The 14723-nt window shown below is 67.3% G+C and carries 16 protein-coding genes and 1 pseudogene; 8 read left to right on the forward strand and 9 right to left on the reverse strand.

The annotated features are described in order from the left end of the window. Nucleotides 1–4 precede the first annotated feature (4 nt). The gene (locus ACZ303_RS19190; RefSeq protein WP_467340397.1) at nucleotides 5–1117 is read right to left on the reverse strand and encodes a tyrosine-type recombinase/integrase; all 1113 of its coding nucleotides are present in this window, start codon (nucleotides 1115–1117) and stop codon (nucleotides 5–7) included. Nucleotides 1118–1139: 22 nt separating this feature from the next. Further along, nucleotides 1140–1640 carry a helix-turn-helix domain-containing protein gene (locus ACZ303_RS19195; protein ID WP_190101491.1) on the reverse strand — a complete coding sequence of 167 codons (501 nt, stop codon included), beginning with the start codon at nucleotides 1638–1640 and terminating at the stop codon, nucleotides 1140–1142. A gap of 125 nt (nucleotides 1641–1765) precedes the next feature. Between ACZ303_RS19195 and ACZ303_RS19200 the strand changes: the two genes are divergently transcribed. The 4 genes from ACZ303_RS19200 to ACZ303_RS19215 all read left to right on the forward strand — a co-directional run bounded on the left by ACZ303_RS19200 (nucleotide 1766) and on the right by ACZ303_RS19215 (nucleotide 5240). Beyond that, nucleotides 1766–1972, forward strand: a complete 207-nt coding sequence (locus ACZ303_RS19200; RefSeq protein ID WP_190101490.1) for a helix-turn-helix domain-containing protein — start codon at nucleotides 1766–1768, stop codon at nucleotides 1970–1972. Continuing rightward, complete coding sequence (locus ACZ303_RS19205; RefSeq protein WP_467340400.1) at nucleotides 1972–3357, forward strand: DUF3631 domain-containing protein; 1386 nt, start codon at nucleotides 1972–1974, stop codon at nucleotides 3355–3357. The genes ACZ303_RS19200 and ACZ303_RS19205 overlap by 1 nt, the downstream gene beginning before the upstream one ends. A gap of 326 nt (nucleotides 3358–3683) precedes the next feature. Further along, nucleotides 3684–4394, forward strand: a complete 711-nt coding sequence (locus ACZ303_RS19210; protein WP_467340402.1) for a DUF2637 domain-containing protein — start codon at nucleotides 3684–3686, stop codon at nucleotides 4392–4394. Nucleotides 4395–4673: 279 nt separating this feature from the next. Then, nucleotides 4674–5240, forward strand: coding sequence for a plasmid mobilization protein (locus tag ACZ303_RS19215; RefSeq protein WP_467340404.1), 567 nt, complete (start codon nucleotides 4674–4676; stop codon nucleotides 5238–5240). A gap of 19 nt (nucleotides 5241–5259) precedes the next feature. Here the strand turns inward: ACZ303_RS19215 and ACZ303_RS19220 are convergent, their stop codons facing one another. From ACZ303_RS19220 to ACZ303_RS19235, 4 genes are all read right to left on the reverse strand, one after another. Next, a complete protein-coding gene (locus ACZ303_RS19220) occupies nucleotides 5260–5817 on the reverse strand; it encodes an HAD domain-containing protein (RefSeq protein ID WP_467340406.1) in 558 nt (185 codons plus the stop codon). Nucleotides 5818–5831: 14 nt separating this feature from the next. Next, the gene (locus ACZ303_RS19225; RefSeq protein ID WP_467340408.1) at nucleotides 5832–6524 is read right to left on the reverse strand and encodes a class I SAM-dependent methyltransferase; all 693 of its coding nucleotides are present in this window, start codon (nucleotides 6522–6524) and stop codon (nucleotides 5832–5834) included. Continuing rightward, complete coding sequence (locus ACZ303_RS19230) at nucleotides 6525–7436, reverse strand: phosphotransferase family protein (protein ID WP_467340410.1); 912 nt, start codon at nucleotides 7434–7436, stop codon at nucleotides 6525–6527. Nucleotides 7437–7513: 77 nt separating this feature from the next. Next, nucleotides 7514–8263 (reverse strand): hypothetical protein, encoded by a 750-nt coding sequence (locus ACZ303_RS19235; protein WP_467340412.1) that lies wholly within the window; start codon nucleotides 8261–8263, stop codon nucleotides 7514–7516. 194 nt (nucleotides 8264–8457) lie between these two features. On the opposite strand from ACZ303_RS19235, the pseudogene ACZ303_RS19240 reads away from it, so the two are divergent. Then, nucleotides 8458–9813, forward strand: a pseudogene (locus ACZ303_RS19240) (tetratricopeptide repeat protein). 1 nt (nucleotide 9814) lies between these two features. Beyond that, the gene (locus ACZ303_RS19245) at nucleotides 9815–10351 is read left to right on the forward strand and encodes an NUDIX domain-containing protein (RefSeq protein WP_467340414.1); all 537 of its coding nucleotides are present in this window, start codon (nucleotides 9815–9817) and stop codon (nucleotides 10349–10351) included. Between the two features lie 29 nt (nucleotides 10352–10380). On the opposite strand, the gene ACZ303_RS19250 is transcribed toward ACZ303_RS19245, so the two are convergent. Both ACZ303_RS19250 and ACZ303_RS19255 read right to left on the reverse strand, forming a co-directional pair. Beyond that, a complete protein-coding gene (locus ACZ303_RS19250; RefSeq protein WP_467340416.1) occupies nucleotides 10381–12150 on the reverse strand; it encodes a GmrSD restriction endonuclease domain-containing protein in 1770 nt (589 codons plus the stop codon). Between the two features lie 321 nt (nucleotides 12151–12471). Continuing rightward, on the reverse strand, nucleotides 12472–13014 hold the full coding sequence (locus tag ACZ303_RS19255; RefSeq protein ID WP_467340418.1) for a hypothetical protein: 543 nt from the start codon (nucleotides 13012–13014) through the stop codon (nucleotides 12472–12474). 96 nt (nucleotides 13015–13110) lie between these two features. Here ACZ303_RS19255 and ACZ303_RS19260 point away from each other — a divergent pair, with 96 nt between their 5' ends. Continuing rightward, nucleotides 13111–13467 carry a hypothetical protein gene (locus tag ACZ303_RS19260; RefSeq protein WP_467340420.1) on the forward strand — a complete coding sequence of 119 codons (357 nt, stop codon included), beginning with the start codon at nucleotides 13111–13113 and terminating at the stop codon, nucleotides 13465–13467. 66 nt (nucleotides 13468–13533) lie between these two features. After that, nucleotides 13534–14070 (forward strand): CbrC family protein, encoded by a 537-nt coding sequence (locus tag ACZ303_RS19265; RefSeq protein ID WP_467340422.1) that lies wholly within the window; start codon nucleotides 13534–13536, stop codon nucleotides 14068–14070. 20 nt (nucleotides 14071–14090) lie between these two features. On the opposite strand, the gene ACZ303_RS19270 is transcribed toward ACZ303_RS19265, so the two are convergent. Beyond that, the gene (locus ACZ303_RS19270; protein WP_467340424.1) at nucleotides 14091–14720 is read right to left on the reverse strand and encodes a DUF6000 family protein; all 630 of its coding nucleotides are present in this window, start codon (nucleotides 14718–14720) and stop codon (nucleotides 14091–14093) included. Nucleotides 14721–14723: the final 3 nt, after the last annotated feature.

Here is a 14723-nt window from a genome sequence, read left to right on the forward strand (position 1 = left end):
GCGGCTACGCCGCTTCGTCGACCTGTGTCTCGGCGGACTGGTCCGCGTACGCCTTGTCGACGGCGGCCCGGGTCCGCTCCTCGGAGTCGGGCCACAGGTGGGTGTAGATGTTCAGCGTCATGGCCGCGTTGGTGTGGCCGAGGCGCTCGGAGACGGTCTTCACCGACTCGCCGTGCTTGATCAGCAGGCTGGCGTAGTGGTGCCGGAGGGAGTGGGGTCCGGTGCCCTTCGCTATGCCGGCCTTCGCGCAGGCGGGCCGCCAGGACCCGTCCATGAAGTGCGTGTAGACCACGGGCCCGCCCTGCGGCGCCGTGAAGACCCAGCTCTCGGGCCCATCGGCGGGGAAGTCCCCCAGGTGGGCCTTCATCGCATCCACCGCCACGCGGGGGAGCGGAACCGTGCGGTGTGAGCGCGCGGTCTTCGACGGGCCGACGTACACGCCGTGCTTGGCCGTCTGCTGGATTTGCTGCTCTACCGAGACGGTCGCCTGCAGCAAGTCGACGTGCCGGAGCTGGAGGCCGAAGAGCGCACCCGGCCGGAGCCCTGTGGCGGCGCCCAGCAGGACCAGGCCCTTGTAGCGCCGGGGTATCTCCTCGGCCAGCGTCCGCACCTGCTCGACCGCGAGCGGCACCACCTTCTTCCGGGGCACTGAGGGCAGCTTCGCGTCGGTGCAGGGGTTGTGCGGAATCATGCGGTCGCGGACCGCTGCCCGGAAGACCGCGTTGACGGTGTTGAAGACGGTGCGGGAGGTGCTCGCGGCGAGCTTGTGGGTGGTCGTCAGGCTGGTGATCCAGCTCTGCACGTCACCGGGCTTGATGGCGCCAAGTGCCCGCTTCTCCCAGACGGGGTAGGCGTAGCAACGCAGGTGCTGGGCCACGGCCTTGGCCGTCGACGGCCGGTGTGGCTGGCTGGCCCGCCACTCCTCCGCGTACTCCTTGAAGGGCTTCTTCGCCGACCTCGGGTCGACGTACTGCCCGGTGACCACGCTGGTCGTGACCTCGTCGAGCCAGCGCTGGGCGTCGATCTTGCGGTCGAAGTGGCGTGCGTGCTCCTTGCCGTCGAGGTCGCGGTAGCGGGCGCGCCATTTGCCGTTGGGTCGCTTCTGGATGTTCGCCAAGTGGGTCTTCTTTCCTCGGTGATCAGTGGTAGTAGCCGCCGCTTTCGATGTACTCGGCGAGGGCGCGGGCCTCGCGCTCTTCGCCCATGAGGCGGAGGACCTGCAGGTGGATGCCCTTCGAGCCCTCGGGGTGCGCCTCGATGTATTCGGAGATGGCGACGACCGCGTGGTGGAGTCGGTCCTGCGCGTCTCGGGACTCGTAGAACGCCTCGACTGCCTCCTGGACGATGCGCCGACCGTCGAGGTCGAGACCGTCCAGGGGCGGTGACATGAGCTCTTCGAGGGGCAGCTCGAAGACGCGGGCGAAGCCGAGCGCCTCATCGAGGGTGATCTTGCGGCGCGGGTTGCCGTTCTCGATGCGCCAGACGGCGGTCTGGTTCATCGGCACGCCGGCCTTGGTCATGCGGGCGGCCAGTTCGGTCGTGCTCCACCCCCTGACCTCGCGCTCCAGCCCGATGCGTGCCGCCGCGTTGCCCTCGCTGTAGAGCAGCGGCGCGCTGCCGTCGCCTGGTCCGTCCTTCATGTCACCCTCCGTCTCATGCCCAGTGGCTATCCCAATTGAAACACGGACTCTCCGGTTTGAGTAACCGCGCTCCGCGTGGCACTGTCTAGGTGAAATGGAAAGTCGCCTAGTCGAATGGGAAAATCTTGGGTCCCTACCTCACCACCGCCGAAGTGGCGGAGCGCTACCGCACCGCCGAGAGCACAGTCCGGTACTGGCGTCACACGGGCTACGGCCCTCGGGGCGTGAAGGTCGGCCGCCGAGTCCTCTACAGCGAATCCGAGCTCGCTCGCTTCGACCAGGAACTGCTCAGCCAGGACGGGCTGCGCGGTAACTGGGCTCTCGGAGCTTGATGGCCGCCGACCCTGACACGGTGACAGCCCACGGCGTGAACGCCCCGCCCGAGAGTGAATCGAATCGAACCAGTGGAGCCGGTTCGGACAACCCGATGCCCCACCAGAAGGAGTTCGTATTGCTGCACCCCGCGACCCCGAACACCCCTGCCGCTCATCAGGTCGGATGGCCTCCGGTGGCGGTACCTGGCCAACCTGGCATCGTCCGGGACGAGGCCCCCGCGGAGGCTGAAGAGGTACCACCTGCCGAGCCTGCGGAGATTCCGGATGTGCCGGCTACTGAGGGCGCCGAGCTGCTGTCAGAACTACGGGAACAGATCGCCCGCTTCGTGATCCTTCCCTCCGAGCGTGCCCTGGACGCGGTCACACTGTGGGTCGCCGCGACTCACCTCCAGCCCGCCTGGCAGCACGCCCCGCGCCTGGCCGTGGTCGGCCCCGCGAAGCGGTGCGGCAAGTCACGGCTACTGGATGTGCTGACCGAGACGGTCCACGAGCCGATGCTCACCATCAACACCACTCCGGCGGCGATCTTCCGGTCCATCACTGAGGAGCCGCCCACGCTCCTCGTGGACGAGGCGGACACTATCTTCGGCACCCCGAAGATGGCCGAGAAGAACGAGGAGATGCGCGGCCTGCTCAACGCGGGTCACCAGCGCAATCGGTACGTCACCCGGGTGGTCGGCAACGACCACACGCCCCACAGGTTCGCCACCTTCGCCATGGCGGCCCTGGCTGGGATCGGTGACCTGCCCGACACGATCATGGACCGCTCAGTGGTCATCCGCATGAGGCGCCGGGCCGAGGGCGAGAGCGTGCATCCCTTCCGCTCCCGCCGCGACACCCCGTCCCTCCACAATCTCCGCGACCGCATCGCCGCATGGGCAAGGCCGCTGCTTGACGAGGCTGCAGACCTTGAACCGCCGATGCCAGTCGAGGACCGTGCTGCCGACACCTGGGAACCGCTGGTCATCACCGCCGACCTCGCGGGCGGCCCGTGGCCCCGCCTGGCGCGCGCCGCCTGCGCGCAGATGGTCGCCGACGAGCTCCAGGCCGAGGAGGACAACCCCGGTGGCGCACGCATCCTCGCCGACATCCGCCGCGTCTTCTTCGCCCAGCGCGAGCCGGAGAGCCTGACCACCGACGAGATCCTCAGCGCCCTGCGTGGCGACGCCGAAGGCCCCTGGGCGGATTGGGGGCGCAGCGGCCTGACGGCCCGCGAACTCGGTTCCCTGCTCCGCGAGTACGGCATCCGGCCGGGCAACGTCCGCCTCGCGGACAAGACCCAGCGCAAGGGCTACACCCGCAACAAGTTCCTCGACGCCTGGCGCCGGTACTGCCCCGGTGTCCACCCCGTCGATGCCGGCCCCGCCTCGATCGAGGGCTGAGACCCCGCCCACCCCGGTTGCCGTCCGTGCCGTCCCTGCCGTCGCACCGCAGGTCAGACGCATGCAGCCAAGACGGCAACCGGGGCCAAGACGGAAGTCGATCAACGCTGGCCGCGCCGCACCACTGATACGCCGCCCGCATCCGTCTTGCCGCGTCCCAGGCGTCCTTGCCGTATCGCCGCAGGTCACAGGACGCCCGCCGGGACGGAACCAAGACGGAGCGCCGCGTCGCTGCCGTACCCCGCCTGACCTGCGCTTGCAACGGCCAAGACGGAAAAGACGGGCCACCGCAACAACCCCGCCACCCCTTGGAGTACTCGCACCACATGGCCACCCTCGCGCCACCTGCCCAGATAACCATGCCCAGCCGCGCCACAGCCTGGGACCACGCAGCGATCCTCGCCCTTGGTGCCGCCGGATGCGCGCTCTCGTACGACGCCTTGCAGCAGATGGCCGTGGCCATCCACGTCCGCGGATTTCTGACGTACCTTTTCCCGCTGCTCATCGACGGGTTCATCGCCTACGGCGTGCGTGCTCTGATCATCCTGCGGGGCGCCCCGTTCCGCGCCCGCCTGTACGTATGGACCCTCTTCGGCACCGCCACCGCCGCCAGCACCTGGGCCAACGCCCTCCACGCGGTACGCCTCAACCAACAGGCCGCCTCCGGCACTCTGCGGCTGAGTGACCTCACGGTCGGCATCCTTTCCACCCTTGCCCCGCTCGCTCTCGCTGGGGCGGTCCACCTCCGCATCCTCATCACGCGCGAGACCGGTTCAGTGGCAGAGGTCGCGGCCGGGTCCTCCGCAGTGGTGGACGAGGAACCGAAGCCCCAGGCGCAGGGTGGTCGGCCGCCGGACGCACCCCTTGACCGGATCGTCGAAATCGGACGTGCAGCTGCGGTTCAGCAAGGACGCCTCAGCCGGGCAGTGGTCCGGCAGGCCGTAAAGGACGAGGACCTCAAGCTCGGCGGTGAACGGCTGACCGACGCGATGAACATCCTGCGACCCGAGTTCGAGACCGAGGCGAACCTCAGCTGACCGCCAAGTCGACTGTCCCGATCGGGTGGTCGGAACCCCTTCCGACCACCCGGTCACTCGCCCTTGTGCCCCCCAGTAATGCCCTCACCTGGGGACAGAACAGCGGGTGGCTTGGATCCCGGGCGCACGGTTGCCCGTGGTCGAGTCGCCGCCCGCTGCCGCTACGCCGTGTGAAGGAGACTCGCCCTGATCGACAACACGAACGACGCTGCTTCCAACGAGGGGAGCGACGACCTCGCATTCTCGACCGATGCAGATGGAGGACAGGACACAGCCGCAATGCCGACCGCGAGCGGAGCAAGTTATCCCTTTGGACACTCCACCATCGGCGGAGCATCCAAAGGGGCCCTCCGGCACCAGGGGGCGCCAGAGGGGGAAGCTGAGGCCGAGGGCGGCCCGCAGCTCGAAGAAGGCCGGCAGCCGGTCCAGCCGCTCTCCCGGATCCGAAGGCGTCATCGGAAGCCTTCACAGCGCAAGATTGTCTGCACGGTCCGTGTAAGCGAGGAGGAGCTCGCCGAGATCAGGGCGGGTGCCCGGGTCTCCGGCATGACGACTGCAGGCTTCCTCGCGCACTGCGCGCTCGTCGCGTCGAGTGACCTGACCCGCACAGCCGCTGAGGTTGCCGGTGAACGAGAGATCGTTGTTGAGCTATTCGCCGCGCGACGCCAGCTTGGGTACATCGGCAACAACCTGAACCAGGTTGCCAAGGCACTGAACTCCGGGGCTGATGGTGCTGGTGCCCACTCAGTCCTGGAAGCAGTCCATCGCACGGCGAAGAGGTTGGACGATGCCGTGACGCGGCTGATTGAGCATCGGAACGCCCGGGCGGATCGATCCGCTTCGTAGACCGGACGCGAGGCCCTTGCTATGCGGCTTCCGTTGTTCCACGTGCTGCGTCCGGGATGCCTGCCCAGTCCCGTACCTTGGCGAGGTGGCTCGTCTGGAGACCGGTGTACGGGTCCGGCTGGACCAGGAGGGTGGCGTAGCCGCGGGCGGTGCGTTCGGCGGCCCAGGCGTGGTCGAGGACGGTGAAGTCGTCGTCGATCCAGACGACGGGTGCTCTGCCGAGCCAGGGGTCGACGTGGTCGCGCTTCCACAGGTAGCCGTCGGGATGGCTGGTGGTGATCTTGGGGCGGGGGAGGTCGAGGTAGGCGAAGTCCGGCAGCCCCAGAAGCGGCCCGATGATCGTGGTGGCGTCCTTGCGCCAGCTCGTGCACCAAACCGGGGTGACGAGGCCGCTGGCCAGTAGGTCGGTGAGATCCGGGCCATGGTTGGGGTCGAGCCAGATGGGGACAGGGTCGTCGGGGTGCCGACCGGTGGGCAGGACGGTGTGACGGACGTGGGTGGGCGGGGTGCTGCCGTCTGTTGCCGGGAACGGGATGAGGACGCCGTCGATGTCCAAGAGCAGGTAGGGCAGGGTCATCGGTGCCTCCGGGGTCAGCGTTTGCGGGCGGTGATCAGGAGGGTGGTGGGCCACGGATCGAGGCGTGGGTGCCTCAGCTCCAGCGCCGAGGTGATGCGCAGGCCGGTACGCGTGAGGTGTGCGCCCCAGCGACGGGCATCGAACTCCCATCGGGCGATGGGCAGTCGGCTGTGGTCGGGCATGGTGACGTAGTCCTCGCGCGGACGGTCGTCCGTGGATGGTTGTCTTCCGGCCCGTGCCGGGTGCGGGACGGAGAAGGCCAGGACACCGCACGGTTTGAGGCGCCGGGAGATCGCGGCGAGCAGCAGCTCGGGGGCGACGAGGCCGATGGCGCCGAAGACGGAGTAGATCGCGTCGAAGGTCTGGCCGGTGGCTTGGAGGTGGTGCAGGGCATGGCCGGCGGCGAAGGTGGCGCCGTCGAGGTGGCCGTAGTGGGAGCGGGCGCGGCGTATCTGGAGTCCGACGAGGTCGACGCCGGTGACGCGGGCCTGGTGGTGCTTGGCGAGGTGGGCCACGTTGTGGCCAGGGCCGCAGCCCAGCTCCAGGAGGCGCTTGCCGCGCAGGTCCCGTCCCAGAATCTCAGCTCCGGGACCGAGGCCCGCGTGGGTGCTCCACTCCATCCGGGCCGGTGCGGTGAGCGCATGGGCCGGGGAGGCGGCTATGCGCTGGGCTGCGTGGGCGTACCAGGGGGAGACCTGGGCGAGCACCTAGACCTCCAGGAGTTGGACCACGTCGTTCAGGTGGCGGCGGACGACGGGGATGTACGCGGGGTCCTTGACCGGGTCGTTGATCCAGCGGATCGCCTGCTCCATGAACCACTCCACGGCCCACATGCGGTGCCAGCCCAGGGCCCACGCCTCAGCTGCCAGGCCGCCCCGGGCGGCGAGGGCGTCCTCGTGGCCGCCTGCGGTGACGTACTGCTCGAGGAACACCCGCAGTCGGACGGGGCTCGGCGCCTCGGTGGTGCCGTGGTACGAGGCAAGGTCGATCAGGCCGGGGCCGGTGAAGGCGCGGGCGAAGTCGAGGAGGTGCCAGCCGTCTTCACCGATGTGGACGCTGGTGGGGTGGAACTCGGAGTGGACCCAGCCGAACGGGTCGAGCGTCGTCCCCTGGACGCGAGCGTCGGCCGCAGCGGAGATCCTCCCCAGAGCGGTCTCGATGTCGTCGCAGTCCGACCACCGGTCGGCCTTCCGCAGCCGCTGGAGGTGATCGAGGGCTCGGCCGGGCAGGGCAGCCAGGCCCGCGCCGTCGAGGAGGGGCAGGCCGCCGGCCGGGCGGGCGGCGTGGAGCATCACGGCGGCGGCGACGCCGTCGAGGTCGTCGGCATCACGTACGGGGGTGCCGAGGTCGTCCATGAGCATCCCGAGCCACTTGTCCTGCATGGCGGTGGCGTGGAGCTCGGGGACCGGGAGCCCGCGCTGACGGGCCACCCGCAGGGCCTGGGCCTCGCGGTCGAAGGGCTCCTTGGCGTACTTGAAGACGGTGGTTTCACCATCTGGGAAGGTGACGCGTTCGACGCCGGACATGCCCCAGACACGGATCTCGGCACGTTCGGGGATGGGCTTGCCGACGAGGGCGCACAGGTCGTCCAGCAGGGCGGCGGTCAGGCTCTGGTCCATGGGGGTCTCCAAGGGGCTGGTGGGCTCCGGGGCGGACGAGAGGGTCAGCCCGCCCCGGAGCCGTACAGGGGGTGGGGTTACTCGGCCGCGGTCACGCGGTGGGCGTAGACCTGCTCGATCCAGCCCGCCTTGAACTCGGCCAGGTCGTCACGGAAGTTCCCCATCGAGGCACCGTAGGGCGCGACGACCCCGCCGGACTGGTCCGGCACGGACTGGCAGCCGTGCACGAGCCGGCCGCCGAGCGCGGCGTGGGCCTTGATGGACTCGATCCGGCGGTGCTCGTTGAACCAGCCTCCGTGGTACACCTCGTCCAGCATTCCGCCCTTCTCGTCGTCCAGGTCGAAGACGACGGAGGTGGCGGCGGGGAAGAACCAGCACGGGCCGACGTTGGAGATGTGCCCGTCCAGCTCAACCTTGTTGAGCGCCATCAGGGTGGCCGCCTCGCGCAGCATGCGCAGGTGGTAGGCGGTGATCTGCGGCAGGCCGAGGCCGGCCAGGTGCTCCTCGCGGAAGAGGTACGAGTACACCTCGTACGCGGTAGCCAGCACGCGGGCGGCATCCGACGTGGACTCGCCGTGGTTCTTGATGAAGTCGAGCGCGAGCTGCTCCACCGCGCTTCCGGTGGTCTCGTCCACGTCGAGGAGCTGGGCCTTGACCAGCTCCCAGTCGGCGACGAGCCAGGTGTTGGACTCGAAGCGGAAGAAGTACTCGGCCGGGTCGATGGTGATGCGTCGGCCGTCCACCTGGATGCCGGGCAGGCGGCTCCAGCGCGGGTCGAAGGCGTCGGGCAGCTCGACCGTGATGGTCGCGGTGTCGATGGTGGTCACCGTTTCTCCGTCTCTGATCGTCCGGGCCGGGGCATAGGAATGCCCGAGCCCGTTAGGGCGTACGGAACTTGGGGGCCGCCCGGCCCGAGAGTGGGGCGGCTGTCGATAAGTGAACCGCCCGCTACGCAGAGTGGGTACGGTGTGACCGAGGCCAAGCGGTATACGCGGTTTACAGCTCCGGAGCGGAGGAGATCGTGCCAGCGCCGACCAACCCAAACTCCCGCCTGCGCGAGGCGATTTACGCCGCCGGATGCACGTATGACGGCCTCGCCAAGGACATCCGTCGCATCGCCGCCGAGAACGGCGAACTGCTTCAAACGAACAAGTCCGCGATCTCCCATTGGGTCAATGGCACCCGCACACCCTCGGGCCAGGTCGGCCAGTACCTTGCCGAAGCCCTGTCCCGCCGCCTCAACCGCGTCGTCACCCCGACAGAGATTGGCCTCCAGGCCGGTGACGCCGAAGCCACCTCGCACGGTGATCCGGTCGTGACGGTCACCGACCTCGGCCGCGCGGACGTCGAACGCCGCCGCTTCCTCGCCATCGCCGCCTTCACCACGGCCGGCGTCGCCATGCCGCTGCTCCACGACCACGAAGCCACCTCCCGGATGCTCCGCGCCCGCACCGGCCGCTCCCTCGTCGGAGCCGAGGACATCGACGTCGTACGCCAGATCACCGCGGCCTTCAGCGCCGCCGACGAACGCCTCGGCGGCGGCCATGGCCTGACGACCGTCACTGCGTACCTCGCCGACACCGCCGCCCCTATGCTCCGCGGACGCTTCCCCTCGGAGCCGTTACGCCAGGCCGCCTTCGGAGCCGTCGCCGAACTCGCCTACCTCGCCGGGTGGAAGCACCACGACCTGGGCCACGAAGGCGCGGCCCAGCGCTACTAGCAGGTCGGCTACCAGCTCGCCTGCGAAGCCGACCCCCACGGCCACGCGGCCTGGATGATGCGAGCCCTCGCCCACCAGTCCCTCAGCCTCAAGCAGCCCCACCATTGCGTCGACCTCGTCGAAGGCGCCCTCACCCGCGGCCTCGGCCACGTCGACGGCCAGACCGAAGCCCTCCTCCACATCACCCACGCCCGCGCCTACGCAGCCATCGGCGAGACCCCCTCGGCCGCACGTGCCCTCCTCGCCGCCGAAGACGCCCTCCTACGCGAGGACGGGCCCCAGCCCAGCTTCTCCCGCGTCAGCGGCCCAGCAGCCGGCACCGTGGCCAGCCACACCGCCCGCACGCTTACTGACCTCGCCGACCACATCGGCACCGAGCAACAACACCGCGACGCCCTCACCCGCTGGGACCCGGAGAAGTACAAGCGCGTCCACGCCCTCACCCACGCCGACCTCGGCGACAGTCTTGCCGCTCAGGCCCGCGCCGACGAAGCGGTAGCCGCCTGGACACAAGCACTGGTGCTCATGGAGGGCATGACCTCCGACCGGACCCGCAAGGCCATCACATCAATCCGCAGCACCCTCGCGGTCTACCAGCGCCGCCGCGTCCCCGGCGCCGCCGATCTCGCCCGCCGCGCCCGCGAGGCCCTCGCCTAACATGCCCAACAACCCGCCCGACGAAGGGAACCCTGTGGCTCAGCAGACCGACGACCGCTCCCAAGCCCTCAAGCCGGCGCTCGACTCGATGACCCTGCTGGTCGCGGCCGTCATCGTCCACGACAAGGCCACCAACCGAGTCGTCCTCCTCCAGCGCAGCGAAAACGCCAAGTTCGCCCAGGGCATGTGGGACCTCCCCGTCGGCAAGAGCGAGCCCGGTGAGCCCATCACCGAGACTGCGGTCCGCGAGCTCTACGAGGAGACCGGCCTCACGGTGAAGCCTGAGTCCCTCAAGGTTGCCCACATCATCCACGGCGCTTGGGGCGTCGAAGCCCCCAACGGCTTCCTTACGGTCGTCTTCGCCGCCCACGAATGGACCGGCGAACCCGAAAACCGCGAACCCCGCAAGCACTCCCAGGTCCGCTGGATCGACGCCGACGCCATCCCCGAATCCTTCGTCGACACCACCGCTAGCGCCCTCCACCACTACCTGAACAACGGCTCGGAGATCTCCTTGGACGGCTGGTCGGCTGAATAGACCGCTTTTCGGTAGCTCATTAGAAGCAGCTATTTCGAGGCGAATCGCTTGCCGATTTCCAGCATTCTGGAGACCTCCGTCACCTCTACGGTGTCGTCGCCCTCCCTGATATACATCTTGTCATCGAGGAGGGATACCTCCGGCTGCTCAGGAATGCGGATAACGATCACCCCGAGTCCGTAGTAGTCGGAGTAGGACAAACTGGCGAGCACGCTGTCCTTAAGGCCTTGTGAGAGCCCTGACGAGCGAATGGCGTCTTTCCAGCGGGCGAAATACCTCTCTGGTGTCTCGCCGAGCTGTTTTGCTTCCCTTTGCACTCCTACAACAAGGCGATGGCCTACCTTGCGAGCTTCCACGCCGTCGAGCGAGCGAATTCTGCTCGCGTCGGCATCCTTGTCTGCAACGCCGACCAGGATAGTGCCAGCCCGATCTTTGCCATTGTTGGCGATCGCGCAGATTGTGCGAATCATCTTATTTAGAATCATCTGGTCGATTTCGCGGATGCCGTGGAGGCGAAGCATCCCCTGCTTCAATTCATAGTGCGGCGCCTCGATTTCCGAACGCCTGATCGCGGCGTCGATGTCCGTTGCGGTGTGATCGCCGTAGATGTCCCGAGGTTCGCTATCGACGAAGTAGGGGCTAATTAGGCCCTTGATTGTGTCAACGTTTCTGCGACGTTCGCCGGGCGACGTGGAGGCACGGCTCGTTTCGATTCGCCTGTCTAGGTCCGTGATGGCGGACTTCACGCCTCTGTAATCTGCGATCTTCTTACTCTCGCCGATGAGCAATTCGTGGAATGCTACGAAGAGTACGGCGAATACCGCAGGGAAGGGGTTTGTGTTCTTCTTGGAGAAGATGGTCGCTCGCAGCTTTTGATTGCTGCCTTCGGAGCAGACCGCGCTAATCTCATCGATGCACAGCTTGAATTCTGCCGAGTACCTGTCAGCCCCGTAGCCATCCAGCGCCCTGATGACTCGCAGGTTCTCATCTGAACCCGTCTGGTAGATCTCGTCGAGTGCGACCTTCGACCGTTCCACGAGACTGCCTCCAATAATGGAGGCCGCGATGTCCGCAACACACTGCTCATCCATCGAGTCTCGGAGGTCAGTGGACCTCAAGATGCCTTGTTCGACCCAGAAGACGTCTTCGGCTGCAACCTCGTATCCATGCTTTGTCTTGGGGAGGTCAATGCTGATGGACGGCATTTTATCTAGACTCAGGATGTCACTAGATGCGTCTCCTCGGACATCGCAGGAGAGTTCGCGCACAAGGGTTGAGAATTCATCTCGAACGCCTGACTGTCTGCGCTCTTGGTCGCTGAGCTGGTGCCCGTAAGTATTGATGCGAGCAAAGACGTCGTCAATCTCGTCATCGGTAGCGCCGCGCATAACGGAGACAGCAATCGAATAATCGAGAAGTGTACCGACCTCGCGAGCTGAAAGGGTAGCTCCCTTTGTTACGGAGAACGCCTCATTCTCCGAGGCCCTTGTCTTTGCCGTAACGAACTGGGCTACATCGAAATATCTATCATCGAGCGTCGCGAATGCCGTTTCGATGAAAGAGATGATGGTGTGAAGTCTCTGCAGGCCGTCAATGACCTCATATTCGCCGCCTTCTCGCTCGGCAAGCAAGATGGCGGGGATCGGGTACCTCTTGAGCGCAGACTCAATCAGCCGCTGCTTCTCTTCGAGGGTCCATACGAGCTTGCGCTGATATCGGCGATTAACCCAAAGCTTATCTTCGCTGTACCAGGCGTAGATGGACTGAATGGACTTGGGCTGTGAGTCGAGTTCGGCCATGTGCTCAGTTTGGCATAACACCTGTGCTCGGCGCAGGCTTATCTGCCCTCTGGATCGCCCACGCCGCCTGGTTGCGCAGGGCCTTGACAGAGGTTTGCGGTGCAGTCTGAGGGCCGTCATGCTTGGGGGAGCTTCGGAAATCGCATGCCGGCTCCCACGGGGGCGGAGGGCAAGCATTATTCGGCGCTGTGCCGGGTAGCCGCCGCCGAGCGCCGCGCACGATGCCTGTCCGTGACTGCAGCGGGAGCAGTGTCAGTCCGCAGACGTCCTCAGATCCTCGGTCCGCCACCGAGGGGTCCTCCAACGTAGGAGGCTGTGCCGCTATCCGGGGTTCTCCCCGAAGAGAGGCTCGTACGGCAGGTGGTCGGCGTCCGGAACGTGCGGTACGTAATTCGGGGCCGTACGTGCCGCGACGGCCAAGAGCCGAGCGGCAGTTTCCTCCTCAGAGGGAGGGGCGAGCCCGAGGGCGTCCAGGAGACGGTCGCGCTCAGTGTCGAAGTCGGGGTGGTCGGCACGGAGTTCCAATCCCAGCTCGCCGATCGCGAACCCCTTCGCCAGGTCCCGCCAGAAGGGCAGGACCACGATGAGCCTGATGGCCTCGACGAGGTCGGCGCCGATCAGAGTGGCCTGGCCCTCGGAGTCGGCGTACAGGACAGGCCGTTCATCGGCCCCGGCTTCCCCGCACAGGAAGTACGTGCCGCCGGCGCCGCAGCCGGCTATCGGGTGCAGCGGTGCTCCCGTGGGAAGGACAAGGTCCTCAATGGGATCCCGGCGATCGATGTCGAAGTCGCCGGGCCAGGCGAGCGAGGCGGCCAAGGAAGGGTCTTGCTCGATCCGGCGGAGTAGATCATCTGATGCGGTCATGGGCGGAAGGTAACAGCGGCCTCGGACATTGGGTCCGGCTAAGTGAGTGGCGAAGCCGGAGGGGGAGCTGTCAGCGGGGCGTGGCACAGTACGGCCATGAGCTACGACCTGGCGGTGTGGGAAGGCGACAGACCCGCAGACGATGTGATCGCGGGTGAGATCCTCACCCAGCTGTACGACCGCTACATCGACACAGACGAAGAGGTTCAACCGTCACCGCGCGTCGCCGAGTACGTCGCCGGGCTCCTGGCGCGATGGGTGGACCTCACGGAGGACGAGGAAGACACCTCTCCCTGGTCGACCGGGCCCTTGATCGGCGAGGCGGCTGGCCCGTTCATCTACTTTCCGCTGCGTTACAGCATGGCCGAGGAGGCTTCGGCCTACGCTGCCCATCTCGCGGCATCGATGGGGCTCGTTTGCTACGACCCGCAGGCTCGGCTGCTGAGGCCTTAACCGCCATCGGATCGAGGGCGGGTTCAGTCCAGCACGACCTCCCTGTGCGCAGGTAGCGTGACCGGCATGTCCGAGGAGTTGCCCGGCTTTCCCTACCACCCCGACCCCTTGGCGACCGGGGCGGTCGTCGCGTCCAGCACGACGTGTGTCTGCTGCGGGCGAGCGCGGGGCTACGTCTACACGGGCCCGGTGTACGCGGTCGAGGAGCTTTCCCACCTGCTGTGCCCGTGGTGCATCGCGGACGGCAGCGCGGCTGCGAAGTATGACGCGCACTTCATCGGTGACCCGGTCGGGGATGATGTCCCGCTTGACGTCGTGATGTCCGTCGATGCGTGTACGCCGGGCTTCTCCTCCTGGCAGGACCCGCGGTGGTTCTTCCACTGCGGTGACGGTGCGGGGTTCCTGGGGGCGGTGGGGGCGGCCGAGCTGGCCACGTTCCCGGATGCCCTGGAGGAGCTGCGCAGCGAGGTCGGCGCGTGGGGGTGGTCTGCCGAGGCAGTGGAGAGCTATCTGGGTGCTCTGGACAAGGACAGCCAGCCCAGCGGCTACCTCTTCGTATGCCGCACTTGCGGCCGACACATGGCGTACGCGGACTTCACGTAGCCGCAGTCAGGCGGCTGCGGCTACGGCCGGGTCCAGCCGTTGGCGAAGTCGCAGTGGAGGTCCGTCCAGCGGCGCAGCTCGGCGAGGGTGTGGCTGGGGTAGCCGAGGCGTCCCACGCCTTTGACCCAGTGGTCCCAGAGGCCGTCGGGCTCCGTGAAGCGGTCGGCGTGGCGGGTGCCGAGGAGGGCGTCGAGGCGGAGGAGGGCGCCGAGGGCGGCGGGCTGGTCGTAGTGCAGGTCGGTGCAGGGGAGGTAGCGGTCGAGGTAGGCGGTGAGGATCTCGGCGTCCGCGTGCGTGCCGAAGCGGGCCAGGGCGAAGCAGTAGGCGCCGCCGGAGTAGCAGACCTCGCTGCCCAGGAGCAGGTCGCCGATGCGTGCCCGGAACCGTTCGCGGCGGTCGACGCCGATCAGCCAGCCGGCGGTGAGGCGCGAGCGCCATTCGTACGCGAGGAGGCCTTCCAGTTCCTCGTCGGTGATCGCGGCGGCGTCATCGAGCAGGTGTCGGGTGAAGCGGGTGGTGTGCCACCACCGGGGGCTCAGGAAGCGCCCGCCGTTTAGTACGAGGTAGCGCGGCAGGCCCGCGTACATCCTCGTCACGTAGCTCTCGACCACATGGCCGTAGCCGATTTCCTCGGGGTGCTGGGACGGCATCGG

The sequence above is a fragment of the Streptomyces sp. NPDC023527 genome (genome assembly GCF_055560115.1).